Below are 23,183 nucleotides of genomic sequence, written 5' to 3' on the forward strand. Positions count from 1 at the left end.
GCGTCCCAGCCATCGGAAGCAAAGAGTCTGCTTCACCGCTTGTTCAACCCCCGAGCCAACCGATCCCCACCCAACTGAATCACCGCCACCAGCGCCACCAGCAAGACGATCACCGTCAACATGATCTGGCTGTCGAAGCGCTGATAGCCGTAGCGGTAAGCTATATCCCCCAGCCCACCAGCACCAATTGCCCCAGCCATGGCCGACGAATTGATCATCGTCACCAGGGTGATGGTGAAACCGCCGACAATCCCCGGCAGCGCCTCGGGCAGCAGCACATGCCAGACGATATGCCAGCGCCGGCAACCCATGGCCTGCGCGGCTTCGATCAGACCATGATCGACCTCGCGCAGACTCACTTCGGCGATCCGTGCGAAGAAGGGCGTTGCGGCGATTGTCAGCGGTACCACAGCGGCCCACACGCCATAGGTGGTGCCGACGATCAGGCGGGTGAACGGAATCAGCGCAACCATCAGAATCAGGAACGGGATCGAGCGGAACAGGTTGACGAAGGCGCCCAGCGCACGGTTCAACAGCGGCGCCTCATAGATCCCGCCCTTGTCACTGGTGACCAGAATCACCGCCATGGGAATCCCCGCCAGCAGCGCGATCAGCGACGACACGCCGACCATCAGGAAAGTGTCGATAAAACCCTGCAGCAAGCGATCAAACCACATAGCCCAATACCTCCACTCGTTGCGCCCATTGCCCGGCGCGTTCGCGCAATTGCCCGGCGCTGAACGCCGAGCCGCTGACGGCCAGCAACAGCTGCCCCAGTGCGTGACCCTGAATCCTTTCCACGCCGCCCTGAAGCAGCTTCACTTGGCCACCCAACGCCGCAAACAACGCGGCCAGATCCGGCTCATCAGCGGCACTGCCGGTGAACTGCAAACGCAACACCACCGCTGCATTTGAAGCCGTTGACTGCGTCAGCAAACGGCTCTGCAATTCTTCCGGCAAGGCGTGTTGCAGCGGCGCGAGCAAGGTCTGGCTGACCTCGTGTTGCGGATTGCCGAACACTTGCCACACCGGCCCTTGCTCGACCGCATGGCCATGCTCAAGCACGACGACGCGATCGCAGATGTCGCGGATCACTGCCATTTCGTGAGTGATCAGCACAATGGTCAGGCCGAGGCGTTTGTTGATCTCGCGCAACAGGCCGAGGATCGACTGCGTGGTCTCCGGATCGAGTGCCGATGTCGCTTCATCGCAGAGCAGAATGTCCGGGTCATGCACCAGCGCGCGGGCGATGCCGACACGCTGTTTCTGCCCACCGGAGAGTTGCGCCGGGTACGCCTTGTGCTTGCCTTGCAGGCCGACCAGTTCGAGCAGTTCGCGAACCTTGTTGTCGCGCTGTTCCTTCGGCACGCCGGCGACTTTCAGTGGCAACTCGACGTTCTGCCAGACGGTCTTGGCCGACATCAGATTGAAGTGCTGGAAGATCATGCCGATACGCCGGCGCAGAGCGACGAGGCGGTCTTCATCGAACTCGCCGATATCGACCTGATCGATCAGCACCCGCCCCGACGTTGGCTGTTCCAGGCGATTGATCGTGCGGATCAGCGACGACTTGCCGGCGCCGCTGCGGCCGATGATGCCGAACACTTCACCACGCTGAATCGCCAGGTCGATGCCCTGCAAGGCCGCGACCGGACCTTGCCGGCCGTCGTAGGTTTTGCCCACGCCAATAAAGCGTACGTGGGCGCGATTCAACTCGGGGTGCAACTCGGTTTTTTCAGCATTGTGTGGCTCTGGAAGCTCCAGTCGCCGTTGGATCGCGGCAGTCATGTTCAGCTTTCCCAACCGGCCTGATAGAGCTTGCCGTGGGCCTTGTCCAGTGCCGCGCGAACGGCCGGCGAATGCTGATAGATGTCGACGAACTTGATCAGGCGCGGGTCGGTTTTGCTCTTCGGCTGGATGACGAACTGGATCACGTATTCCTTGTGATCGAGACCGTCGAACAGCAGTGCCGAGCCGGCATCGAAGGTCTTCGCCAAGCGGATATAGGCTGGATAACCCTGGACCAGATCGGCGTCGTCATACGCGCGCACCAGTTGCACGGCTTCGACCTGAAGAATCCTGATCTTCTTCGGATTGGCGACGATGTCGTCTTCGGTGGCTTTGTAGCCGACGCCCGGTTTCAGGCTGATCAACCCGGCCTTGGCGAGCAATTGCAAACCGCGTCCGCTGTTGATCGGGTCGTTGGCGATGGCGACGCTGGCGCCTTCGGGCAGCTCATCGAAGCTTTTGTATCGCTTCGAATACAGACCGACGTTGTTAATGATCCCAGGAGCGAATGGCACCAGATCGAAACCGGACGCGGCTTTGGCGTTTTCCAGGAACGGAATGTGCTGGAAGTAATTCACATCGATGTCGCCAGCGGCGAGGCTGACGTTGGGCGCGATCCAGTCGGTGAATTCCACCAGTTCGACTTTCAGGCCTTGTTTGGAGGCTTCCTCGACGGCGGCTTCCAGCGGGATGGCAAAAGCGGCGGTGGTGCCGATTTTCAGCGGCGCATCCGCAGCGAATACCGCCGAGCTGAACAGGCCGAAGACCAGAGCCAGTGCTTTGACTGGGTGGGTCAGGATTTTTTTGGTCATGGTGGTTTTTCCAGTCAGTGCATGAATTTTTGCTGTCGGGGAGGGCCTCTTCGCGAGCAGGCTCGCTCCCACAGGGGCACGCATTTCAAATGTGGGAGCGAGCCTGCTCGCGAAGCTTCTGATGCCTGTACGAAGATCCGCTGTGTTGCTCAGGCAATTGCGCCTCACCGTGAAACAACTTCTCGCGCAAGGTCCCGCTGTCATACGCAGTCTTGTACGAGCCGCGCCACTGCAGCTCGGGAATCACCAGCTCGATGAAATCGACATAGCTTTCCGGGGTGACGATGCGGGTCAGATTGAAGCCGTCCAGACCGGTTTCGGCGATCCACGATTCCAGTTCATCCGCCACTTGCTCGGGCGAGCCGACCACGGTGATGTAACGACCACCGAGGGCGTGCTGGTCGAGCAATTTGCGCCGGGTCCAGTCGTTGTTTTGCAGGTTTTTCGTCGCCGACTGAATCGCGTTGCTCTTCACGTACTGGATCGGTTCGTCGATTTCGTACTGGGCAAAGTCGATGCCGGTGGAGGCGGAAAAATGCGCCACGCCGGCCTCGGCACTGGCGTAACTCAGGTACTCGGCATGCTTGGCCCACGCCGCTTCTTCGGTGGCGCCGACGATCACATTGAGGCCCATGAACACCTTGATGTCTTGAGGATTGCGCCCGGCTTCGACCGCGCTGGCACGGACCTTGTCGACCTGCACTTTGGTCGATGGTTTGTTCTGGCCGCTGATGAATACGCACTCGGCATGACGCCCGGCGAAGAGCAAGCCGCGATCGGAGCTGCCGGCTTGGAACAATACCGGCGTGCGCTGCGGTGACGGCTCGCAGAGGTGATAACCCTCGACCTGATAGAACTCGCCCTTGTGCTCGACCTTGTGCACTTTTTCCGGATTGGCGTAGATACGCTCCTCGCGGTCGTTGAGCACCGCGCCGTTCTCCCAACTGCCTTCCCAGAGCTTGTACAACACCTGCAGATACTCTTCGGCCTGGTCGTAGCGGCGGTCATGTTCGACCTGTTCGCGCAGGCCCATGGCTTTGGCGGCGCTGTCCAGATAACCGGTGACGATGTTCCAGCCGACCCGGCCGCGACTCAAATGATCGAGCGTCGACATGCGTCGGGCGAACAGATATGGCGGCTCGTAAGTGAGATTGGCGGTCAGGCCGAAGCCGAGGTTTCTGGTGACGGCTGCCATCGCTGAAACCAGTAGCAGCGGATCGTTGACCGGCAACTGGATCGACTCTTTCAGCGTGACGTCCACCGAGTTCTGGTAGACGTCGTAGACGCCGACGATGTCAGCGATGAACAAACCATCGAACAATCCACGCTCAAGCAACTGCGCCAGTTCGGTCCAGTATTCGATCGTGTTGTAGCGGGTCGAAGTGTCGCGCGGATGCGTCCACAGGCCGTGATTGATATGGCCGATGCAGTTCATGTTGAACGCGTTGAGCAGAATTTTCTTTTTCGCAGCGCTCATCAGATCGTCCCTCGCAGCGGAGGGTTTTCGTCGTTGAGGTAATAATTGCCAACTGCGTGATATTTCCAGCGCACTGGGTCATGCAGGGTATGCACTCGGGCGTTGCGCCAGTGGCGGTCGAGGCCGTGTTCACTCAGCGTCGCCTGGCTGCCGGCCAGTTCGAACAGGGTGCTGCCGGCGGCGAGGGAAATTTCCGTGCTGATCGCCCGCGCTTCGGCAACCGCGATCGATGCGGCGGCGACGGTTTCGGCGTTGGTTTCGGCTTGCGCGGCATCGAGGATTTCGCCGGCACGTTCGAGCAAGGCTTCGGTGGCGTGCAACCGAATGCTCAAGTGGCCGAAGCTCTTCAATGTCAGCGGATCTTCGGTGGCCTTGTCGTTGCCGGAATCGATCCACGGACGGGTTTTGCTGCGCACGAAATGCAAGGCATCTTCGAAAGCGGCGCGGGCAATGCCGGTGTCGATCGCGGCGTGGAGAATCTGCGCCAGCGGGCCGACCGTGGTCGGGCGTTCGAAAGCGCTCTGGAACGGCAGCACATCTTCAGCCGCTACATAGACATCTTCGAACACCACCGAGCCACTGCCAGTGGTGCGCTGGCCGAAGCCGCTCCAGTCGTCGATCACCGTCAGGCCCTTGCTCTCGCGCGGGACGAAGGCCAGTTGCTGTACGCCGTTTTCATCGACCACCGACGTCGGAATGCGCTGCGCGTAAATCGCCCCGGTCGAGTAGAACTTGCGACCGTTGATGCGATAACCAGCGCCGTCGCGTTCGAGGCTGGTGACGCGGTCGTGAGCGGTTTTGGTGCCCAGTTCTGCCAGCGCATTGCCGAAGCGTTGACCGGCGAGGACCTCGGCGTACAGACGTTGTTTCTGTTCATCGCTGCCATTCACGCGCAGCACTTCCAGTGCGTAGAAATGGTTCTGCGGAATTTGCCCGAGTGAACCGTCGGCCTGCGCAATCAGGGCGATGACTTTGGCCAGGGTGACGTTGGAAACACCTGCGCCGCCATATTCCTTCGGCACGCTGATGCCCCACAGGCCGGAGCGGGAAAACACTTCCAGTTCTGCCAATGGCAGGCGGCGTTCGCGGTCGCGCAGGGCGCTGTCGCGTTTGAAATCTTCGGCCAGGTCGCTGGCGACGATCAGGGCTTGCTCATCGCTGGTGATGAGCGCGACGTGATGGGAAAGCGTCATAGGGGGTTCTCCAGATGACTGGTCGTCTCAGATCCAGGAATGGCGAGCCGGCAAAGTGCCGTTCAGGCGATAGGCGCCGACTGCGTGATATTTCCAGCGCACCGGGTCGTGCAGGGTGTGCACGCGGGCGTTGCGCCAGTGGCGGTCGAGGTTGAATTCGGCGAGGGTCGCGCGGCTGCCGGCCAGTTCGAAGAGCTTTTCGCTGGCCAGCAGCGAGATCTCGGTGGTCAGTACTTTTGCTTCAGCCACGGCGATCGAAGCGCGAGCAGCGGACTCAGCAGTGAGTGGCGCCGCGTGAACCTGATCAAGCACTTGTCCGGCCTTGCGCAGCAGCGCTTCGGCGGCGTGCAGTTCGATTTTCAGTTTGCCGATATCGGCGATCACGTAGAGGTCATCGCTGGCGCGCTCGACCTTGGCGTCGATCCATGGCCGCGCGCGGCTTTTGACGAAGTCGATGGCGTCGTCGATAGCACCGCGTGCGATGCCGGCGTCGATGGCCGCTTGAATCAGCTGCGACACTGCCCCTTGGGTGTTCGGCTTGTCGTTGATCTTCCAGTTGTCGATGACCAGGCTCGACTCGACGCGCACGTTGTTCAGCAGGATCGTGCCGCTGGCGGTGGTGCGCTGGCCGAAACCCGACCAGTCATCGACGATGCGCAAACCTGGCGTGCCGCGACGGACGAAGGCCAGCACTTGCTTGCCGTCATCGTTGAGCGCTTTCACCGCGACCCAGTGGGCGAACAGGGCGCCGGTGGAGTAGAACTTCTGGCCGTTGATCACGTAGTCGTCGCCATCTGCACTGATTCGCGCCTTCAGTTCCAAGGTATTTTTCGTGCCGCGTTCCGGGCCGGCATTGCCGATGCGCCAACCTTCCAGAACACTCTGGAACAGCTGCTTTTTCTGCGCTTGGGTAGCGGTGCCGAGCACCAGATGGATGATGCCGAACTGGTTTTGCGGAATCTGTCCGAGCGCCGGGTCGGCGGCAGAAATGATCGCGAATACTTCAGCCAATGTGACGAAGGAAACCTGCGGGCCACCGTATTCGCGCGGGATGGCAATGCTGCCCAGACCGCTGCGGGTGAACTGTTCGATTTCCGACCATGGCAGCTTGCGCTGACGGTCGCGTTTGGCCGCCTGCACGCGGGCGGCCTGCGCCAGCTCGTGGGCGGCCTTGATGGCTTGAGCGTCGTTGCGCAGTACTTGCGCGGGCAACAACAGTGGGGCGATGTCCAGATCGGACTGCAGATTCGCATCTGCCAGACTGGACATCAGTGCCGCTCCCTGGCTGCACGCAATGCCCTGGCGATCTGCACTGGGGTGATTGTGTTCCGGACCATACCTACCTCACATCTCATGAAAAACGCCGCGAAGTGCGGCGATTGAAAGAATGTCCGGTGGTCCGGTGCATATACCCTAAGCGTGTATAAAAATTAAATGAACTAACTTTTAGGAATATGCATAGAAGGGTGGATGTTCGGCTTGGTTAACGAGGTTCAGGTGAGAGATAACTGACCTCCCACCTTGAGCAGGTCTCACTTGGTACGTGATTCAGCGGCCTTGAATTCGGGCTTCAACGGGACTTTCACGTACGGATTCACGCAACCGATTTTCAGTGTGCGCGGCGGTGCCCAGCGCGAGTTGTTACCGACCCGGTCGAGGATGCAGTAGGTCACGTCCAGCCGCAGGTCTTCGCCCGCTTCGACAATGACCGCCGGTGGCACCCAGACCTGAATCGGCAGCCCGACGTCGGCCGCAGTGAGCGCCGCCAGATCCATGCGCACATCACCCCAGCGCAATGTGATGGCGTCGTCTTCGGCCATGTTCAGATAAGGCTCGATAGTCAGCGGCACGCCGCGTTTGATCTGGCTGGGGTTGACGCCCTGGCGGCGAATCGCTTCGGGGATGATCACCGGTGCCAGTTGCTGGTTTTCATCTTCGCAGTGCGCAGCGGGCTGGCCACCCGGGCAATCGAGTTTGACCTGTATCCGCGTCGTTGCCGAAAGCGCGGGGCCCTGGCCGACCTGCATCACGCGGTAGTGAATGCGCGCGGTGCCATTGGCAATGAAACTCTCCGGCACCCGCAGGCTGACCGACTCGCCCACATCGGCCGCGCTGAGGACTTTCGAAGCGACATAACATTTGTTCCAGAACAGTTCGATCAGATCGCCATCGTCCATGCCGCAGTAGGGCGGCACGTCGATGAGCAGGTGAGCTGCCGTTGCCAGGTTGATGCCGGTTTTTTGTGCGCATGCCAGCGTTGGCGCTGCAAGTTCGGGTGTGTGCGAAGTGCGGGTCATCGGTTTCTCTCCTTGAAGTCTTGCAGCGAAATCCGTTTCTGGAAAACAAAAAAGGCGCGAATCAACTGGCAATAAAAGCGACAAGTATTTGCTCGGTATTAGTGCGGGTTGTTTGAACTAAGGGGCGCCGGTTGCCGACTAGATAAAAGTCTGCGGAGAGGGGTGTCAATAGAGGGGATTAGTTAATGCGTAAATTACAAGTTAATCAGAAAGCTCCTACGTCATCGAGGCAATAAGCCTAGGCGTAAGCGCGAAATCAGCTACAGATAAACAGCGGTTTCGCGGCGTTTTGTGCGGGTTCGTTCACCGGCAAACGTGTGGAAATATGACGAATCGAGGATGTGCGTCATCGTTGCGCAATGTTTATCTGCGCGCACAAGTAATAAATGTTTAGAAGAATGAAATGCCGGGGGAGGGATAACTTCCGTCCGTGGAAGTTGAGGGCTGTGGCAGAGAAAGTTCTCAGGCGTGATTCAGAAACTTGCTGAGAAACTGTTTGGTGCGTTCTTCTTTCGGGTTGGCAAACAGTGCCTTGGCTTCACCTTGTTCAACAATTACGCCCTTGTCGAAAAACACCACGCGATTGGCCACGTCACGGGCAAAACCCATTTCATGGGTGACAATCACCATGGTGCGATTTTCTTCGGCAAGACCGCGAATGGTCGCCAGCACTTCGCCGACCAGTTCCGGGTCGAGGGCGGAGGTCGGTTCGTCGAACAGAATGACTTCCGGCTCCATCGCCAGCGCCCGGGCAATTGCCACGCGCTGTTGCTGGCCACCGGAAAGCCGGCGCGGATACGCGTCCTCCTTGCCGGCAAGCCCCACTTTGGTCAGTAGCTTTTTACCCAGAGCAACTGCCTGGTCGCGCGGCATCTTCTTGACCACGATCGGGCCTTCGATGACGTTTTCCAAAGCGGTGCGATGGGGGAACAGGTTGAAGTTCTGGAACACGAAGCCGACGTGCTGGCGCAGGTTGCGCACCAGGCTTTGCTGCTGGTTCAGCGGGCGGCTGGTATCGATTTCGATATCGCCGACCTTGATCCGGCCGCTGGTGGGTTCTTCGAGGAAATTCAGGCATCGCAGGAACGTCGTTTTCCCCGAACCACTGGGACCGATGATCGCGACGACTTCGCCTTCCTTTACCTCAAGGTCGATGCCGTTGAGCACGACCTGTCCCTTGAATTGCTTGGTCAGTTTTTCCACGACAATCATCGCGTCAGGACTCCTGGTCGTGCCGATTGACCCGCTCTTCCAACTTGTTCTGCAAGTGCGAAAGCACCGTGGCCAGAATCCAGTAGATCAGCGCGGCGGCAAGATACATGGTGAAGACTTCAAAAGTCCGGGCGGTAATCAGCTGCGCCTGACGGAACAGCTCCGGCACCTGAATGGTCGCGGCCAGCGCCGTGTCCTTGACCAGCGAAATGAAGCTGTTGCCCAGCGGCGGCAATGCCGTGCGCATCGCTTGCGGCAGGATGGCCCGGCGCAGGGTCTGCGCGCGGGTCATGCCGATACTCGCAGCAGCCTCCCACTGACCGCGTTCGATCGAACCGATCGCGGCACGAAGGATTTCACAGGCGTAGGCGGCCATGTTCAGCGAGAAACCGATCAGCGCTGCTGGCAGCGGATCAAGCTCCATGCCCAGTTGCGGCAAGCCGTAATAGATCACGAACAGCTGCACCAGCAACGGCGTGCCGCGAAAGAACGACACGTAGATGCGCGCCAGCCAACTGACCGATTTGAAGCGCGACAGGCGCATCAGCGCGAGGCCGAAGCCCAGCAGCAGACCGAAGAACATCCCGCCGAGGCTGAGGACTACCGTGTAGTACGCGCCCTTCAACAGAAAGGGCGCGGAATCCAGCGCGAGTTGGAAAGCCTCTTCCATTATTTAGTGACGTCTGCGTTGAAGTATTTCTTCGACAGTTTCTCAAGAGTGCCGTCAGCACGCAGTTCGTCGAGCGCCTTGTTCACCGCAGCCAGCAGTTCAGGCTCGCCTTTGCGCAGGGCGATACCGGATTCCTGACGCGAGAAGGCCTCGCCGGCAGCCACGGTTTTCGGGGCTTTCTTGGCGTATTCAAGGGCAGCCAGACGGTCGATCAGGATGGCATCGGTACGACCGTTGTTGAGGTCGGCGAATTTGGTCGGATCATCATCGTAGGTGCGCACGTCAGCACCCGGCACGTTGGCGCGGACCCACTGCTCGTAGTTGGTGCCCAGGCCGACACCGACTTTCTTGCCGGACAGGTCAGCGGCAGTCTTGATGTTCAGCGCCGACTCTTTGCTTTTCAGCACGAGGGCCTGGATGCCGGAGACGGTGTACGGTTCGGAGAAGTCATACTTCTTCTTGCGCTCGTCGGAGATGGTCACTTGGTTGACCACCAGATCCAGACGCTTGGATTCGAGTGCGGCGAGGATGCCGTCCCATTTGGTCGGCTGAATCTTGGCCTTGACGCCGAGCTTTTGCGCCAGCGCTTCGGACAGCTCCACTTCAAAACCCGACAGCTTGCCGTTCTCGTCGACATAGCTGAACGGTGGGTAAGTGCCTTCCAGGCCGACGTTCAGAACGCCCTTGTCCTTGATCTGTTGCAACTGCTCACCGGCCACTGCCTGACCGATCAGGCCGGCGCTCAGTGCCAGACCCAGCGAACCGACCAGCAGAGTGCGACGTAGTGCGGAAAAATTCATGACAAGCCCCTGTGTTTTCTTATGGAAGACGCTTAAGGAATGTAGGCAAATTGGTGATTTGAACGACAGCGCTATCCTGCCTTAAAGCAGCTTAAGCGTCTCGCCCGAAATTCGCCTGCGGCGAGACTATAAGATGTCTGTTTTAGACTTGAAAATACTTAATACTAAAATTGTTATTCATTTCAGGAATATGCGTGACTGCTTGAAGATCGCAGCCTTCGGCAGCTGCTGCAGGTGATCTCATGTAGGAGCTGCCGAAGGCTGCGATTTCTTGATCTGCTCTTACAGAAAATCCTTGTAGGCAAACAACGCTGGCGCGCCCCCGGTGTGCAGGAAGATGATCGGGCCGTCATCGAATCGCTGCCGGCCAATCCCGTCTAACAGGCCGGCCATGGCCTTGCCGGTGTACACCGGGTCAAGCAACAGACCTTCCTGAGCCGCCAACAGTTTCACCGCCGCCAAAGTACCGGCATTCGGCTCGCCGTAACGCGGGCCGAAATATTCGTCCCACAGCTCGACCTTGAAACTGGCCGGCAACTCGATGCCCAGCAGCTCAGCGGTGCATTCGGCCAAACCCTGAACCTTCGGGCGCTGATCTTCTTCACTGCGCGAAACGGTCACGCCGATCACCGGCAGTTGCGGCAGCACCTCACTCAGCGCCAGTCCGAGACCACTGTGAGTACCGGCACTGCCTGAAGCCAGCACCACAGCGGCGAAATCGAGGCCGCTGTCCTTGATCTGCTCAGCCAGTTCCAGCCCGGCGCGCACATAACCCAGAGCACCAAGGGCGTTGGAGCCGCCGATCGGCACCAGATACGGCTTCTTGCCGTTGCTGCGCAGGCGCACGGCGAGGGCGGCCAGTTGTTCGTCGGCATTGTCGAGGTTGTCAACCAGCTCGACTTTGGTGTCGAACAGATCCAGCAGCAAGCGGTTGCCGTTGCCGGTGTAATTTCCATCATCAGTGCCGAGCGGGTTTTCCAGCAGCGCCACACAACCGAGGCCGAGTTTCGCGGCCAGCGCGGCGGTCTGGCGCACGTGGTTCGATTGCAGCGCACCGGCCGTGATCAGTGTGTCAGCACCTTGGGCGAGCGCGTCGGCGGCGAGGTATTCGAGTTTACGCAGCTTGTTGCCGCCCATCGCCAGCGGTGTCAGGTCATCGCGCTTGATGTACACCTCGCGACCAAGCCAGGCGGACAGGCGTTCGAGTTTTTCCAGCGGAGTAGGGTGGCTCAGCAGTTCGAGACGGGGGAAGCGTTGCAGCTGTTGTTTGATCATGAGTCCGTACTGGCGCAGAAGAATGAAAGGACTATAGGCACGCGATTTTGCCCGGGCAACCGCCAATCGCTTATAGCCAAATGGACTGAGGCCAGCACTATCGGTTCTTAATTCGTCGGCAAAGGCATGCCGTAAAGTAGGCGCCGATGACGCGGCCAGACAGTCCGGCCGCCCGTGAGGAGTCTTTACCGTGAGCGAGCGTTCCAGCCATTGGCAATTGCAGACCATCGTCAGCCAGCTGCGCAGCGCGCGGGATCAGTGGCGCGCACGGAATGGCCGGGCTTCAGGGGAGCAGGGCGGCCGCGAATTGCCATCGCGAGCGGCGATGGCGGAAATCCTCGAGGCGCTGTGTGGCGCGCTGTTCCCGATGCGTCTGGGGCCGGTCGATCTGCGTGAAGAAAGTGAAGACTTCTACGTCGGCCACACGCTTGATGTAGCGCTGAATGCCTTGCTGGCGCAGACGCGCCTGGAGCTGCGTTACGTTGCCCGCCACAGCGCGCAGGACGACAGTGAAGTCGAGACCCGCGCCATTCAGATCGTGCAGGATTTCGCCTTGGCCTTGCCGGGCTTGCGCACGCTGCTCGACACCGATGTGCTTGCGGCTTATCACGGCGACCCGGCGGCACGCAGCGTTGACGAAGTGCTGCTGTGCTATCCGGGCATTCTTGCGGTGATTCACCATCGACTGGCGCACCATCTGTATCGCGCCGGGCTGCCGTTGCTGGCGCGGATCAGCGCGGAGATCGCGCACTCGGCGACCGGAATCGATATCCACCCGGGCGCGCAGATCGGCCGCAGTTTCTTTATCGATCACGGCACAGGCGTAGTGATTGGCGAAACCGCGATCATTGGTGAGCGGGTGCGGATTTATCAGGCGGTGACCCTGGGGGCCAAGCGCTTCCCGGCGGATGAGGACGGCCAGTTGCAGAAGGGCCATCCGCGTCATCCGATCGTTGAGGATGACGTAGTGATCTATGCCGGGGCGACGATTCTCGGACGGATCACCATCGGCAAGGGCTCGACCATTGGCGGCAACGTCTGGCTGACGCGCAGTGTGCCGGCGGGGGCGAATCTGACGCAGGCAAATCTGCAGCATGATGACGGGACGCAGAAGTAGGCCGTGGAATCCTTTTCCCCTCACCCCAGCCCTCTCCCGGAGGGAGAGGGGGCCGACCGAGGTGTTTTGCGTCATACATCGACCTGAAATACCGGGTCGATTATGGATTCGGCACGGTTTCCTCAGGTTGGCGCACATTCTGAACATCCCCCAATCAGTCCCCTCTCCCTCTGGGAGAGGGTTAGGGTGAGGGGCTTTTGATTCTTGCTTGGCGCAGTGAACGAATCTCACAAAACCCGCGTCATAAACCTCCTCGGGCGCTGTAGGAAACCTACCGCCCAGCCCTGCGATTAGTCCTTACCACCCCATTCATGTTTAACTTGAACGTTCATTCAAGTTAAACCGGTGGTTCGCTGCCCGCTCACAACAGGAGGCTTGCCTTTGCTGAGTCCGATCATTTCAGCCACGTTTCAACCCTTCGAGGTGCACTTTTCATGAGTGCATCGTCTACCCCCGCCAGCGGTCTGGTGCGCATGAATCCGCCGGTGTTCTACTTCGCCGCGACGGTCATTCTGCTGTTTGGTCTTGTCGTCATCGCCATCCCCGAGCAGGCCGGCGCCTGGTTGCTGGAAGCGCAAAACTGGGCGGCCAACACGGTCGGCTGGTACTACATGCTCGCGATGACCCTGTATCTGGTCTTCGTGGTGGTCACCGCCTTATCCGGCTACGGCAAGATAAAACTCGGTGCCGACCACGACGAACCCGAATTCAGTTACCTGTCTTGGGCCGGCATGCTGTTCGCCGCCGGGATCAGCATCACGCTGTTTTTCTTCTGCGTTTCCGAACCGCTGACGCACATGCTGCAGCCGCCGCAAGGCGAGGCCGGCACGGCGGACGCGGCGCGCCAGGCGATGCAGATCCTGTTCCTGCATTGGGGCCTGCATGGCTGGGGCGTGTTTGCCTTCGTCGGCATGGCACTGGCCTATTTCGCCTATCGGCACAACCTGCCGCTGGCCCTGCGTTCGGCGCTGTATCCGCTGATCGGCAAACGCATCAACGGCCCGATCGGCTATGCGGTGGACGGCTTCGGCATCATCGCCACGGTGTTCGGCCTTGGTGCCGACATGGGCTTCGGCGTGTTGCATCTGAATTCCGGTCTGGATTATCTGTTCGGCATCGCCCACACCCAGTGGATTCAGGTCGGCCTGATCACGCTGATGATGGGTGCGGCGATCATTGTGGCCGTCTCCGGCGTCGACAAAGGCGTACGGGTGATGTCGGACATCAACATGCTGCTGGCCTGCGGGCTGCTGCTGTTCGTGTTGTTCGCCGGGCCGACACAGCACCTGCTCAACACCCTGATCCAGAACGTCGGCGATTACCTCGGCGCGCTGCCGATGAAGAGTTTCGACCTCTACGCCTACGACAAACCGAGCGACTGGCTGGGCGGCTGGACCGTGTTCTACTGGGCCTGGTGGATCGCATGGTCGCCGTTCGTGGGCCTGTTCATCGCGCGGATTTCCCGTGGCCGCACCATCCGTGAATTCGTCTTCGGCGTGCTGTTGATTCCGCTCGGTTTCACCTTGGCGTGGATGTCGATCTTCGGCAACAGCGCCCTGGATCAAGTGCTCAATCACGGCATGAGTGCGCTGGGCATGTCGGCCATCGACAATCCGTCGATGAGCATTTATCTGCTGCTGGAAACCTATCCGTGGAGCAAGACTGTCATCGCCGTGACGGTGTTCATCAGCTTCGTGTTCTTCGTGACGTCTGCGGATTCCGGCACCGTGGTGCTCTCCACCCTGTCGGCGAAAGGCGGCAACCCGGATGAAGACGGGCCGAAATGGCTGCGGGTCTTCTGGGGTGCGATGACCGCGCTGATCACCAGCGCACTGCTGTTTTCCGGCAGCATCGACGCGTTGAAGTCGGCGGTGGTGCTGACCTCATTGCCGTTCTCGTTGATTCTGCTGCTGATGATGTGGGGCCTGCACAAGGCGTTCTATCTGGAGTCGCAGAAGCAGATCGCGCAGTTGCATTCGCTGGCGCCGGTCTCCGGTTCGCGGCGTGGCACCGGTGGCTGGCGTCAGCGCCTGAGTCAGGCCGTGCACTTCCCGTCCCGCGACGAGGTGTACCGCTTCATGGAAAGCACCGTCCGCCCGGCGATCGAAGAAGTGACCGCCGTGTTCGTCGAAAAAGGTCTGCACGTGGTTACCCAGCCGGATCCGGCGCATGACAACGTCAGCCTGGAAATCGGTCATGGCGAGCAGCATCCGTTCATCTATCAGGTGCAGATGCGCGGCTACTTCACGCCATCGTTCGCGCGCGGCGGCATGGGTTCCAAGCAACTCAACAATCGCCGCTACTACCGCGCCGAAGTGCACTTGAGCGAGGGCAGTCAGGACTACGATCTGGTCGGCTACACCAAAGAGCAGATCATCAACGACATCCTCGACCAGTACGAACGGCACATGCAGTTCCTGCATCTGGTGCGTTGATCCAGCGGCTGAGCGCCGGGTCTGCTCGGGATTCGGCGCTCAGCAGCATGAACAACACCATTGCTGCTGCCGGCATGCCGAATACCGCGCTGCCCATCGCAATCTTGGGCCCCGCCGGCGATCCGTCCCTCTGTGATGATCACGAAACAGACTATTATTTATCCAAGTGTGTATGGTGTGTATCGCTGCGCGCTTTATGCCCTAGAGTTGTAGCTGTTGCTGTAGATAAGGGCGAAGGACATGCGAAGTCGGGAAATGATCAGGATGATCGAGGACGATGGTTGGTACCTGGTCGCGGTAAAAGGCAGTCACCACCAGTACAAGCATTCGTCCAAGCAGGGAAGGGTGACGATCAAGCACCCTGATTCGGATCTGCCCAAGGGTACGATCAACAGCATTTTGAAACAGGCGGGTTTGAAATGAGGCCCGTATTCGAAGACGAAACGCCCATCACGGACTTGCCAGAGGAAGGGTTCACCTTTATGAAATTCCCGGTCGTTCTGCACAAGGATGCCGACTCGGACTACGGCGTGATCATTCCGGACGTACCGGGGTGTTATTCCGCAGGCGCCACGGTAGCCGAAGCTTTCGAAAACACGCAGGAAGCGCTGGCGCTGCACTACGAGGGGCTGGTCGCCGATGGCGCCCCACTGCCGCAAGTGCGCGACATTGATGCTCATCTTGATAACCCGGATTACGCGGGCGGTATCTGGGGCGTAGTCGACTTTGACATCACGCCTTACTTCGGCAAATCAGTGCGCTTCAATGCCACATTGCCCGAGCAGTTGCTGGAACGTATTGACCAGACCGTCCGGCGAGACCGGCGCTACCGTTCCCGCTCCGGATTTCTGGCGGCGGCTGCGCTGCGCGAATTGTCGGTATGACAGAAATTCTGTGGGAGCGATCCTGCTCACTCTCGCAGTCAGGAGCTTTCGCGCTCGATCACTTGGCATCGCAGCAGGTTCAGCCGTTGCACTGCTTCGTTGGGCAGTACGCCAAGGCTTTCCAGCACTCGCGTTGCCGCCAGCACGCCAATCTCCAGCGCTGGCGGTTTGATCGTGCTCAGACTGGGCAATAACATCTCGGCAAACGGGTAATCACCGAAGCCGAGCACGGCGCAGTCTGCGGGGATTTTGATACCCGCGCGTTGTCCGGCGAGGAGGCCGCCGGCGGCGAGATTGTCGTTGGCGAAGATGATCGCGTCGGGGCGTGGTGAGGCGTTCATCAGGGCGTCCATCGCTTGCTTGCCGGCCTCGAACGGTGCGCGGTCGGCGTCCGGGGCGAAGATCCATGGCTCACGTCCTGCTTCACGCACAGTGGCGGCATAACCATCGCGGCGCTCCAGTGCACTGAAGTCGCCCGGCGCACTGTTCTGTACGAAAGCAATGCGTTGATAGCCTTTGTCCAGCAGATGCCTTGCCGCTGTCACGCCCACTTCGAAATGCGAAAAGCCAATCTGCATCGGCCCGCGTTCCGGCTGGTAATCCCAGGTTTCGATCACTGGAATATCCGCCTCGGCGAGCATTTTCTCGGTGCCTGCGCTGTGAAAGTGGCTGGTCAGCACCAGCGCTGCCGGCGACCAACCGAGAAACGCGCGCACGGCATTTTCTTCCTGCTTGATATCGAAATAACTCGACGCCAGCAACAGTTGATAACCGTGACGGCTAAGGGTGTCGCTGAAGCCCTGGATCGTGTTGGCAAAAATCGGCCCGGAGATGTTCGGAATGACCATGCCGACGATTTTCCCCCGCGCCGAGGCCAGACCACCCGCCACCAGATTCGGCACATAACCGAGCTCGGCAACCACCGCTGCAATACGCTCGCGCCGCTCGGGCGAAACCTGTTCGGGCTGATTGAAATACCGCGACACGGTAATCGCCGACACCCCGGCCGCACGCGCCACGGCATTCAACGTTACACGGCCGGCGCCACGACGTTTACGCGGTTTTTCAACGTTCAAGACTCGATCCTTTCTAAAAACCAAATCGCATATAAAAGTAATTTTTCAGTATTGGACGCTCTATTCGCCGATGGCCAATATTGCCGATGTTAGCGCTAACAAGGCGCGTTGTCTGCTACTCGCTCGAGCGAATGCCCAAGACAGATTCAGGCGCTGTCGTCGCAGAACGGCAGCGGTTCAGGGCCATTTTCGAGCGAACACCTATGCGTAATTTTCCTGGGGCATTACACACACTGACGCAGTCGATACACGCGGCGGGCTGGATTTTCACCGGGCTGGCGGCGCTGCCGCTGCCCATGGCGTTTGCCGCTGACAGCAGCGATCAGGAACCGACGCTGAAATCCGTCACGGTGACCGCGACTCGCCGCGAAGAGTCCCTGCAGAAAGTGCCGGTGGCGGTTTCCGTGCTCGACGGCGAACAGCTCGAACGCGATAACCGCAATAGCTTGGCGAGCATCGTTCAGCAAGTGCCGTCGCTGAATTTCCGTACCGGCGCCTCGAACAAGGACACCTCGTTATTCGTGCGCGGCGTCGGCACGATTTCCACCTCGCCCGGCGTCGAGCCGACCGTGGCGACAGTGATCGACGGCGTGGTGTACGCGCGGCCCGGTCAGGCCACGCTGGATCTGCTCGATCTGGAGCGCGTCGAAGTGTTGCGTGGCCCACAAGGCACGCTGTTCGGCAAGAACGCCTCGGCCGGTGTACTCAACATCTCCAGCAAGGCACCGACCGCCGAAACACACGGCTATATCGATCAGGCGTTCTACAGCGGCAACGAAAGCCGCAGCCGTTTCGGCCTTGGCGGCAGTCTGATTCCGGACACGCTGAAGGGCTCGATCAGCACCTTGTTCGGCACGTACGACGGTAACATCGACAATCAACACAACGGCCACGAGGTCAACGGTTACAACCACCGCGGTGTGCGCGGCAAACTCGAATTCACCCCGAACGACGACATTACTTTCACCCTGATCGCGGACTACATGCAGTCCCACGACGACGCGCCCAATGGTGTCGTCAGCCAAGCGCTGACGCCGGCCTTCGCCAACGCGCTGAGTCCGGTGAGCGCGAGCAGCCACAACCGCGACATCAACACCGACACCCGCTCTCACATCGAGGACATCAACAAAGGCCTGTCCGGCCAGCTCGACTGGCAACTGGGCGATTACACGCTGACATCGATCACCGCATGGCGCGGCTGGGACAATACCCAGTATCAGGATGGTGATCGCCTCGGCACCGTGACGGCGGCGTTCCCCGGCACGGCAGATAAAGGCGATCTGGCCTTCGACCAGTATTCGCAAGAGCTGCGTCTGGCCTCACCGAAGGGCGAGTTTCTCGAGTACGTCGGCGGCCTGTTCTACATGCACGGCAAGGACGACGAGACCTATCAGCGCACCCTCACGACCACCACACGCACCGACCGTGGCGTTGCCGATTACAGCACCACCAGCGACAGCTACGCGGTGTTTGGTGAGAGCACGCTGAACTTCACTTCGAACTTTCGCGGCATCGCCGGTCTGCGCTATACCCACGATGATCTGAAATACGATCACCGTCGCGTTTCAACATCAGCGACCACCGTCAGCGGCATTCAACCGGCGACCAGTAGCTCTGGCTCGGTGGACGAGGACGGCTGGTCCGGTCGCCTCGGTCTGCAATATGACCTGAGCGATACCGTTACCAGTTACCTGACCTATTCGCGCGGTTACAAAGGCCCGGCGTACAACGTGTTTTTCAACATGCAGCCGCGCGACACCGAAGCGCTGAAACCGGAGACCTCCAACACCTGGGAAGTGGGGATCAAAGCCACCTCCTGGAACAACCGCCTGACCACCAACCTGGCGATCTTCCACAGCGAGTACGACAACTATCAGGCGAACTTTTTCGACACCGTCGCCGGGCAGGTGGTGACGCGTTTGATCAACGCCGGCAGCGTCACCAGTGAAGGCATCGAACTCGATTACGCCCTGCAAGCCACCCAGCAACTGAAGTTCTCCGGCTCACTGGCCTACACCCGCGCACGCATCGACGAATTCGCCTGCCCGGCCGGCGCGGCGGCGTCGTGCAACGTCAACGGCAAACCATTGCCGTTCAGCCCGGACTGGAAAAGCTACGTGCGCGCCGACTACACAATTCCGCTGGACAACGGTCTCGATATCGAACTGGGCACTGACTACAGCTGGCAGAGCGAAGTGCAGTACGACATCAGCCAGAACCCCGATACCAAACAGGGCGCCTACGGGCTGTGGAACGCCAGCGTCGCCTTGGCCGATTACAGCAATGGCTGGCGTGTCGCCCTGCTCGGCAAGAACCTCGCCGACAAATCCTATTCGTCATTGCTGGCCAGTGGCGGCAGCTACATCTATCGCGCCGTGCCACGGGATGACGAGCGCTATTTCGGCGTGCAACTGCGCAAGGATTTCTGAGATGAGCAGACAGATGAAACTCGGTGCGTTTTTCATGGCCACCGGGCATCACGTAGCGGCCTGGCGGCACCCGGACGTGCCGGCGGATGCTGGGCTGGATTTCGCCCATTACAAACGTCTGGCGCAGATCGCCGAAGCGGCAAAGTTCGATGCGCTGTTTGTCGCCGACAGCGTCGCCGCACCGACCGAAAACATCGCCAGCCGCATGGCGCGCTCCGATCACTTCGAGCCGCTGACCTTGCTCTCGGCACTGAGCGCGGTGACCGAGCACATCGGCCTGATCGCCACGGCCACCACCAGTTACAACGAGCCATACCACGTCGCGCGCAAGTTCGCTTCGCTCGATCATTTGTCGGGCGGACGGGCGGGATGGAATCTGGTGACTTCGGACAATGCGGCCGAGGCGCTGAATTTCGGCCGCGACGCACACATCGGCCACGCCGAACGCTACAGCCGCGCCCGTGAGTTTCATCAGGTGGTCACCGGGCTCTGGGACAGTTGGGAAGACGATGCCTTCCACCGCGACAAGGCCAGCGGCGCCTATTACCACCCGCAGAAGCTGCACGTGCTCGATCATGTCGGTGAACATTTCCGGGTCAAAGGCCCGCTGAACGTCGCGCGCTCGCCGCAGGGGCAACCGGTGATCGTCCAGGCCGGTTCTTCCGAAGCCGGGCGCGAACTGGCGGCGCAAACGGCGGAAGTGGTGTTCACCGCGCAGACTTCGCTGGCCGCCGCACAGGCGTTTTACACTGATATCAAGGGACGCTTGGCCAAGTTCGGGCGCAGCACCGATTCGCTGAAAATCATGCCCGGTGTGTTCGTGGTGGTCGCTGCTACCGAAGCTGAAGCGCAGGAAAAGTTTGAAACGTTTCAGCAATTGGTCGAACCGGAGGTGGGCGTCGCGCTGCTTGGGCGTATGCTGGGCAACTTCGATTTATCGAAGTACCCGCTGGACGGGCCGCTGCCGCCATTGCCGCTGACTGACAGCGGTCAGCAGAGCCGACAGAAATTGCTGACCGAGCTGGCCGGGCGGGAGAGCCTGACCCTCGCCGAGCTTGGTCGCAGGATCGCTGGCGGGCGGGGGCATCACAGCCTGGTCGGCACGCCGGCACAGATTGCCGATTGCCTGCAGGAGTGGTTCGAACAAGGCGCGGCGGACGGCTTCAATGTGCTGGTGCCGCACCTGCCGGGCGGGCTGGAAGATTTCGCCAATGGCGTGGTGCCGGAACTGCAACGGCGTGGCTTGTTCAGAACTGAATATGAAGGCCGCACGCTGCGGCAGAACTTGGGGCTGGTTCGACCTGCAAATCGCTTTGCATGATTGATGGGGCTTTTGTGGCGAGGGGATTCATCCCCGTTCGGCTGCGAAGCAGTCGTAAAACCAGCGCATTCGGTACACCAGATTCACCGAGGTTTCAGGTTTTGGGGCGGCTTCGCCATCCATCGGGGATAAATCCCCTCGCCACAAAGATGTCCGGTTGCAGATGACTAAAAGACAGACAAGAGAGGATTCGATGACTTACACCGCTGCCGAAAATCGCTACGACTCCATTCCCTACCGCCGCGTCGGCCGCAGCGGTCTGGTGCTGCCGGCCTTGTCGTTGGGCCTGTGGCACAACTTTGGCGACAGCACGCCGATCGAGACCCAGCGTGCCTTGCTGCGCACCGCGTTCGATCTGGGCATCAATCATTTCGATCTGGCCAACAACTACGGCCCGCCATACGGCAGCGCCGAGATCAATTTCGGTCGCCTGCTGCGCGAAGACTTCAAGCAGTATCGCGACGAGCTGATCATCTCCAGCAAGGCCGGTTGGGACATGTGGCCCGGCCCGTATGGTCAGGGCGGCGGTTCGCGCAAATACGTGCTGGCCAGCCTCGACCAGAGCCTGCAACGCCTCGGTCTGGACTATGTGGACATCTTCTATTCGCACCGCTTCGACCCGGACACCCCGCTGGAAGAAACCGCCAGCGCCCTCGCCACCGCTGTGCAGCAGGGCAAGGCGCTGTACATCGGTATCTCGTCCTATTCCGGGGTGAAAACCCGCGAGATGGCCGCGCTGCTGAAAGAGTGGAAAGTGCCGCTGCTGATTCATCAACCGGCGTACAACCTGCTCAATCGCTGGGTGGAAAAGGATCTGCTCGACACCACCGATGAACTCGGCACGGGCGTCATCGCGTTCACGCCGCTGGCGCAGGGCTTGCTCACCGACAAATACCTCAACGGCGTGCCGGCCGATGCGCGAGTCAATCGCCCGGGCGGCGGCTCGCTGCAGGCTTCGCACTTGTCCGAGGCCAACATCGCTCACGTGCGAGCGTTGAACGAGATCGCCCAGCGTCGCGGCCAGAGCCTGGCGCAACTGGCACTGGCGTGGACGCTGCGTGATCCACGAGTGACCTCGGCGCTGATTGGTGCGAGCCGGCCGGAGCAGATCATCGAGAACGTCGGCGCGCTGAAGAATCTGCATTTCAGTGCTGAAGAGCTGGCGGAGATTGACCGGTTTGCCCAGGAGGGCGGGATCAATCTTTGGGAGAAGCCTTCGACGGCGGAGTGAGCCACCCTCACCCCAGCCCTCTCCCAGAGGGAGAGGGAGCCGACCGAGGTGTCTTGCGTCTTACATCGACCTGAAATACCGAGTCGATTATGGATTCAGCAAAGTACGTTCAGGTCGGCGTACTTCTACAGCATCCCCAATCATTCCCCTCTCCCTCCGGGAGAGGGTTAGGGTGAGGGGCTTTTGCCTTTAAAAGGGCTCAGCGAAAAAACGGCACATCCCCCAACACCGTCGCCCGCTGCATCACCCGCCGCGCCGGGCGGTAATCATCCACCGCGTAATGCTGCGTCACGCGGTTGTCCCAGAAGGCGATGTCGTCCTTCTGCCAGCGCCAGCGAATGGTGAATTCCGGCCGTGTCGCGTGGGCGAACAGAAATTTCAGGATCGCCTCGCTCTCGGTTTCCGACAATTCGTTGATCTTTGAGGTAAATCCTTCATTGACGAATAGCGAGCGCCGCCCGCTCACTGGGTGGGTGCGAATCACCGGGTGCGACAGCGGCGGATTCTTGCGCCGCGCTTCTTCCCACTGCGCCAGCGCCTCAGGCGTGTTGCCGTAGCGCTCGAGCGGAAACGAACGAGTGAAATCGTGGGTGGCCGTCAGACCTTCGAGCAGGGTTTTCATCGGCGCCGACAACGCTTCATATGCCGCGATGCCGCTGGCCCACAATGTGTCGCCACCGAACTCCGGCAGCAACTTGGCGCTGAGCACTGCGCCCATCGCGGGCGTTGGCAGGAAGGTCACGTCGGTGTGCCAGATCGCGTTATCGCGGACGTCGGTGACGGCGGTGTCGAGGATCAGCACTTCCGGTTGTTCCGGCACGTTCGGGTAGATCGGATGAATGTGCAGGTCGCCGAAATAATGCGCGAAACGTGCCTGCTGTGCCGGCTCGATCGGCTGGTTGCGGAAGAACAGCACCTGATATTTGAGCAGCGCCTGTTCGATGACGTCGCGGTGTTCCAGGCTCAGCGGCTGGCTGATGTCGACGCCGTTGATCTGCGCACCGAGGGCCGAGCTTAACGGGGTGATGTTGAGGGTGCTCATGGTCTTTCTCTTCAATTCGGTGAAACCACCCTTCGGCAGCTCCTTGTATGTTCCCCACACACCAGCATGAATGAGATCTAAGCTCGCTGGTGCGACATACGAAGATGTGTTTCTGGGGGAGACC

Annotated in this window: 20 protein-coding genes; 7 read left to right on the top strand and 13 right to left on the bottom strand. The window is 60.1% G+C overall.

The window, feature by feature from the left end; all coding sequences use genetic code 11:
* Nucleotides 1–32: 32 nt before the first annotated feature.
* The 11 genes from AC0Z5Z_RS21805 to AC0Z5Z_RS21855 form a co-directional block, all read right to left on the bottom strand.
* Nucleotides 33–677 (bottom strand): methionine ABC transporter permease, encoded by a 645-nt coding sequence (locus AC0Z5Z_RS21805; protein WP_016772208.1) that lies wholly within the window; start codon nucleotides 675–677, stop codon nucleotides 33–35.
* Nucleotides 667–1,788: a methionine ABC transporter ATP-binding protein gene (locus AC0Z5Z_RS21810; RefSeq protein WP_406228015.1), complete on the bottom strand. Its 1,122-nt coding sequence runs from the start codon at nucleotides 1,786–1,788 to the stop codon at nucleotides 667–669. The genes AC0Z5Z_RS21805 and AC0Z5Z_RS21810 overlap by 11 nt, the downstream gene beginning before the upstream one ends.
* 2 nt (nucleotides 1,789–1,790) lie before the next feature.
* Complete coding sequence (locus AC0Z5Z_RS21815) at nucleotides 1,791–2,600, bottom strand: MetQ/NlpA family ABC transporter substrate-binding protein (protein WP_406228017.1); 810 nt, start codon at nucleotides 2,598–2,600, stop codon at nucleotides 1,791–1,793.
* Nucleotides 2,601–2,685: 85 nt separating this feature from the next.
* Nucleotides 2,686–4,077: an LLM class flavin-dependent oxidoreductase gene (locus tag AC0Z5Z_RS21820; protein ID WP_406228018.1), complete on the bottom strand. Its 1,392-nt coding sequence runs from the start codon at nucleotides 4,075–4,077 to the stop codon at nucleotides 2,686–2,688.
* Entirely contained in the window at nucleotides 4,077–5,270 is a 1,194-nt protein-coding gene (locus AC0Z5Z_RS21825; protein ID WP_252868605.1) for an SfnB family sulfur acquisition oxidoreductase, read from the bottom strand. Before AC0Z5Z_RS21825 ends, AC0Z5Z_RS21820 begins: the two co-directional genes overlap by 1 nt.
* Nucleotides 5,271–5,297: 27 nt before the next feature.
* A complete protein-coding gene (locus AC0Z5Z_RS21830; RefSeq protein ID WP_150637903.1) occupies nucleotides 5,298–6,539 on the bottom strand; it encodes an SfnB family sulfur acquisition oxidoreductase in 1,242 nt (413 codons plus the stop codon).
* A 263-nt stretch (nucleotides 6,540–6,802) separates the two neighbouring features.
* Nucleotides 6,803–7,567 (bottom strand): hypothetical protein, encoded by a 765-nt coding sequence (locus AC0Z5Z_RS21835; RefSeq protein ID WP_236168232.1) that lies wholly within the window; start codon nucleotides 7,565–7,567, stop codon nucleotides 6,803–6,805.
* Nucleotides 7,568–8,029: 462 nt separating this feature from the next.
* Nucleotides 8,030–8,779 (bottom strand): L-cystine ABC transporter ATP-binding protein TcyN, encoded by a 750-nt coding sequence (tcyN, locus tag AC0Z5Z_RS21840; RefSeq protein WP_076565047.1) that lies wholly within the window; start codon nucleotides 8,777–8,779, stop codon nucleotides 8,030–8,032.
* A 4-nt stretch (nucleotides 8,780–8,783) separates the two neighbouring features.
* The gene (gene tcyL, locus AC0Z5Z_RS21845) at nucleotides 8,784–9,449 is read right to left on the bottom strand and encodes a cystine ABC transporter permease (protein WP_016772200.1); all 666 of its coding nucleotides are present in this window, start codon (nucleotides 9,447–9,449) and stop codon (nucleotides 8,784–8,786) included.
* Nucleotides 9,449–10,249, bottom strand: coding sequence for a cystine ABC transporter substrate-binding protein (gene tcyJ, locus AC0Z5Z_RS21850; protein ID WP_016772199.1), 801 nt, complete (start codon nucleotides 10,247–10,249; stop codon nucleotides 9,449–9,451). The genes tcyL and tcyJ overlap by 1 nt, the downstream gene beginning before the upstream one ends.
* Before the next feature lie 282 nt (nucleotides 10,250–10,531).
* Nucleotides 10,532–11,524: a D-cysteine desulfhydrase gene (locus tag AC0Z5Z_RS21855; RefSeq protein ID WP_485611625.1), complete on the bottom strand. Its 993-nt coding sequence runs from the start codon at nucleotides 11,522–11,524 to the stop codon at nucleotides 10,532–10,534.
* A gap of 190 nt (nucleotides 11,525–11,714) precedes the next feature.
* Here AC0Z5Z_RS21855 and epsC point away from each other — a divergent pair, with 190 nt between their 5' ends.
* From epsC to AC0Z5Z_RS21875, 4 genes are all read left to right on the top strand, one after another.
* Nucleotides 11,715–12,641 carry a serine O-acetyltransferase EpsC gene (gene epsC, locus AC0Z5Z_RS21860; protein WP_485611626.1) on the top strand — a complete coding sequence of 309 codons (927 nt, stop codon included), beginning with the start codon at nucleotides 11,715–11,717 and terminating at the stop codon, nucleotides 12,639–12,641.
* A 473-nt stretch (nucleotides 12,642–13,114) separates the two neighbouring features.
* Complete coding sequence (betT, locus tag AC0Z5Z_RS21865) at nucleotides 13,115–15,076, top strand: choline transporter BetT (protein WP_160768576.1); 1,962 nt, start codon at nucleotides 13,115–13,117, stop codon at nucleotides 15,074–15,076.
* A 240-nt stretch (nucleotides 15,077–15,316) separates the two neighbouring features.
* Complete coding sequence (locus AC0Z5Z_RS21870) at nucleotides 15,317–15,499, top strand: type II toxin-antitoxin system HicA family toxin (protein WP_125925828.1); 183 nt, start codon at nucleotides 15,317–15,319, stop codon at nucleotides 15,497–15,499.
* Nucleotides 15,500–15,558: 59 nt separating this feature from the next.
* Nucleotides 15,559–15,960, top strand: a complete 402-nt coding sequence (locus tag AC0Z5Z_RS21875) for a type II toxin-antitoxin system HicB family antitoxin (protein ID WP_039756416.1) — start codon at nucleotides 15,559–15,561, stop codon at nucleotides 15,958–15,960.
* A 38-nt stretch (nucleotides 15,961–15,998) separates the two neighbouring features.
* Here AC0Z5Z_RS21875 and AC0Z5Z_RS21880 read toward each other — a convergent pair whose 3' ends face one another.
* The gene (locus AC0Z5Z_RS21880) at nucleotides 15,999–17,036 is read right to left on the bottom strand and encodes a LacI family DNA-binding transcriptional regulator (RefSeq protein WP_252879235.1); all 1,038 of its coding nucleotides are present in this window, start codon (nucleotides 17,034–17,036) and stop codon (nucleotides 15,999–16,001) included.
* 203 nt (nucleotides 17,037–17,239) lie between these two features.
* On the opposite strand from AC0Z5Z_RS21880, the gene AC0Z5Z_RS21885 reads away from it, so the two are divergent.
* The 3 genes from AC0Z5Z_RS21885 (at nucleotide 17,240) to mgrA (ending at nucleotide 22,017) form a co-directional block, all read left to right on the top strand.
* On the top strand, nucleotides 17,240–19,465 hold the full coding sequence (locus AC0Z5Z_RS21885; RefSeq protein WP_056787072.1) for a TonB-dependent receptor: 2,226 nt from the start codon (nucleotides 17,240–17,242) through the stop codon (nucleotides 19,463–19,465).
* Between the two features lies 1 nt (nucleotide 19,466).
* On the top strand, nucleotides 19,467–20,786 hold the full coding sequence (locus tag AC0Z5Z_RS21890) for an LLM class flavin-dependent oxidoreductase (RefSeq protein ID WP_056787075.1): 1,320 nt from the start codon (nucleotides 19,467–19,469) through the stop codon (nucleotides 20,784–20,786).
* 193 nt (nucleotides 20,787–20,979) lie between these two features.
* On the top strand, nucleotides 20,980–22,017 hold the full coding sequence (gene mgrA / locus AC0Z5Z_RS21895) for an L-glyceraldehyde 3-phosphate reductase (protein ID WP_076565051.1): 1,038 nt from the start codon (nucleotides 20,980–20,982) through the stop codon (nucleotides 22,015–22,017).
* Nucleotides 22,018–22,216: 199 nt separating this feature from the next.
* On the opposite strand, the gene tauD is transcribed toward mgrA, so the two are convergent.
* A complete protein-coding gene (gene tauD, locus AC0Z5Z_RS21900; RefSeq protein WP_423663629.1) occupies nucleotides 22,217–23,059 on the bottom strand; it encodes a taurine dioxygenase in 843 nt (280 codons plus the stop codon).
* Between the last annotated feature and the right edge of the window lie 124 nt (nucleotides 23,060–23,183).

The organism is Pseudomonas sp. 1L-E-NC-VB-C3 (assembly GCF_057291535.1).

Excerpts from the sequence above, each read along its gene's own strand:
- AC0Z5Z_RS21875 (WP_039756416.1), top strand. The coding sequence starts at position 15,559 with ATGAAATTCCCGGTCGTTCTGCACAAGGATGCCGACTCGGACTACGGC.
- AC0Z5Z_RS21835 (WP_236168232.1), bottom strand. The coding sequence starts at position 7,567 with ATGACCCGCACTTCGCACACACCCGAACTTGCAGCGCCAACGCTGGCA.
- AC0Z5Z_RS21885 (WP_056787072.1), top strand. The coding sequence starts at position 17,240 with ATGCGTAATTTTCCTGGGGCATTACACACACTGACGCAGTCGATACAC.
- AC0Z5Z_RS21890 (WP_056787075.1), top strand. The coding sequence starts at position 19,467 with ATGAGCAGACAGATGAAACTCGGTGCGTTTTTCATGGCCACCGGGCAT.
- tcyN (WP_076565047.1), bottom strand. The coding sequence starts at position 8,779 with ATGATTGTCGTGGAAAAACTGACCAAGCAATTCAAGGGACAGGTCGTG.
- AC0Z5Z_RS21825 (WP_252868605.1), bottom strand. The coding sequence starts at position 5,270 with ATGACGCTTTCCCATCACGTCGCGCTCATCACCAGCGATGAGCAAGCC.
- tcyJ (WP_016772199.1), bottom strand. The coding sequence starts at position 10,249 with ATGAATTTTTCCGCACTACGTCGCACTCTGCTGGTCGGTTCGCTGGGT.
- tauD (WP_423663629.1), bottom strand. The coding sequence starts at position 23,059 with ATGAGCACCCTCAACATCACCCCGTTAAGCTCGGCCCTCGGTGCGCAG.
- AC0Z5Z_RS21810 (WP_406228015.1), bottom strand. The coding sequence starts at position 1,788 with ATGACTGCCGCGATCCAACGGCGACTGGAGCTTCCAGAGCCACACAAT.
- tcyL (WP_016772200.1), bottom strand. The coding sequence starts at position 9,449 with ATGGAAGAGGCTTTCCAACTCGCGCTGGATTCCGCGCCCTTTCTGTTG.
- AC0Z5Z_RS21805 (WP_016772208.1), bottom strand. The coding sequence starts at position 677 with ATGTGGTTTGATCGCTTGCTGCAGGGTTTTATCGACACTTTCCTGATG.
- AC0Z5Z_RS21830 (WP_150637903.1), bottom strand. The coding sequence starts at position 6,539 with ATGTCCAGTCTGGCAGATGCGAATCTGCAGTCCGATCTGGACATCGCC.
- AC0Z5Z_RS21820 (WP_406228018.1), bottom strand. The coding sequence starts at position 4,077 with ATGAGCGCTGCGAAAAAGAAAATTCTGCTCAACGCGTTCAACATGAAC.
- AC0Z5Z_RS21855 (WP_485611625.1), bottom strand. The coding sequence starts at position 11,524 with ATGATCAAACAACAGCTGCAACGCTTCCCCCGTCTCGAACTGCTGAGC.
- AC0Z5Z_RS21815 (WP_406228017.1), bottom strand. The coding sequence starts at position 2,600 with ATGACCAAAAAAATCCTGACCCACCCAGTCAAAGCACTGGCTCTGGTC.
- betT (WP_160768576.1), top strand. The coding sequence starts at position 13,115 with ATGAATCCGCCGGTGTTCTACTTCGCCGCGACGGTCATTCTGCTGTTT.
- mgrA (WP_076565051.1), top strand. The coding sequence starts at position 20,980 with ATGACTTACACCGCTGCCGAAAATCGCTACGACTCCATTCCCTACCGC.
- AC0Z5Z_RS21870 (WP_125925828.1), top strand. The coding sequence starts at position 15,317 with ATGCGAAGTCGGGAAATGATCAGGATGATCGAGGACGATGGTTGGTAC.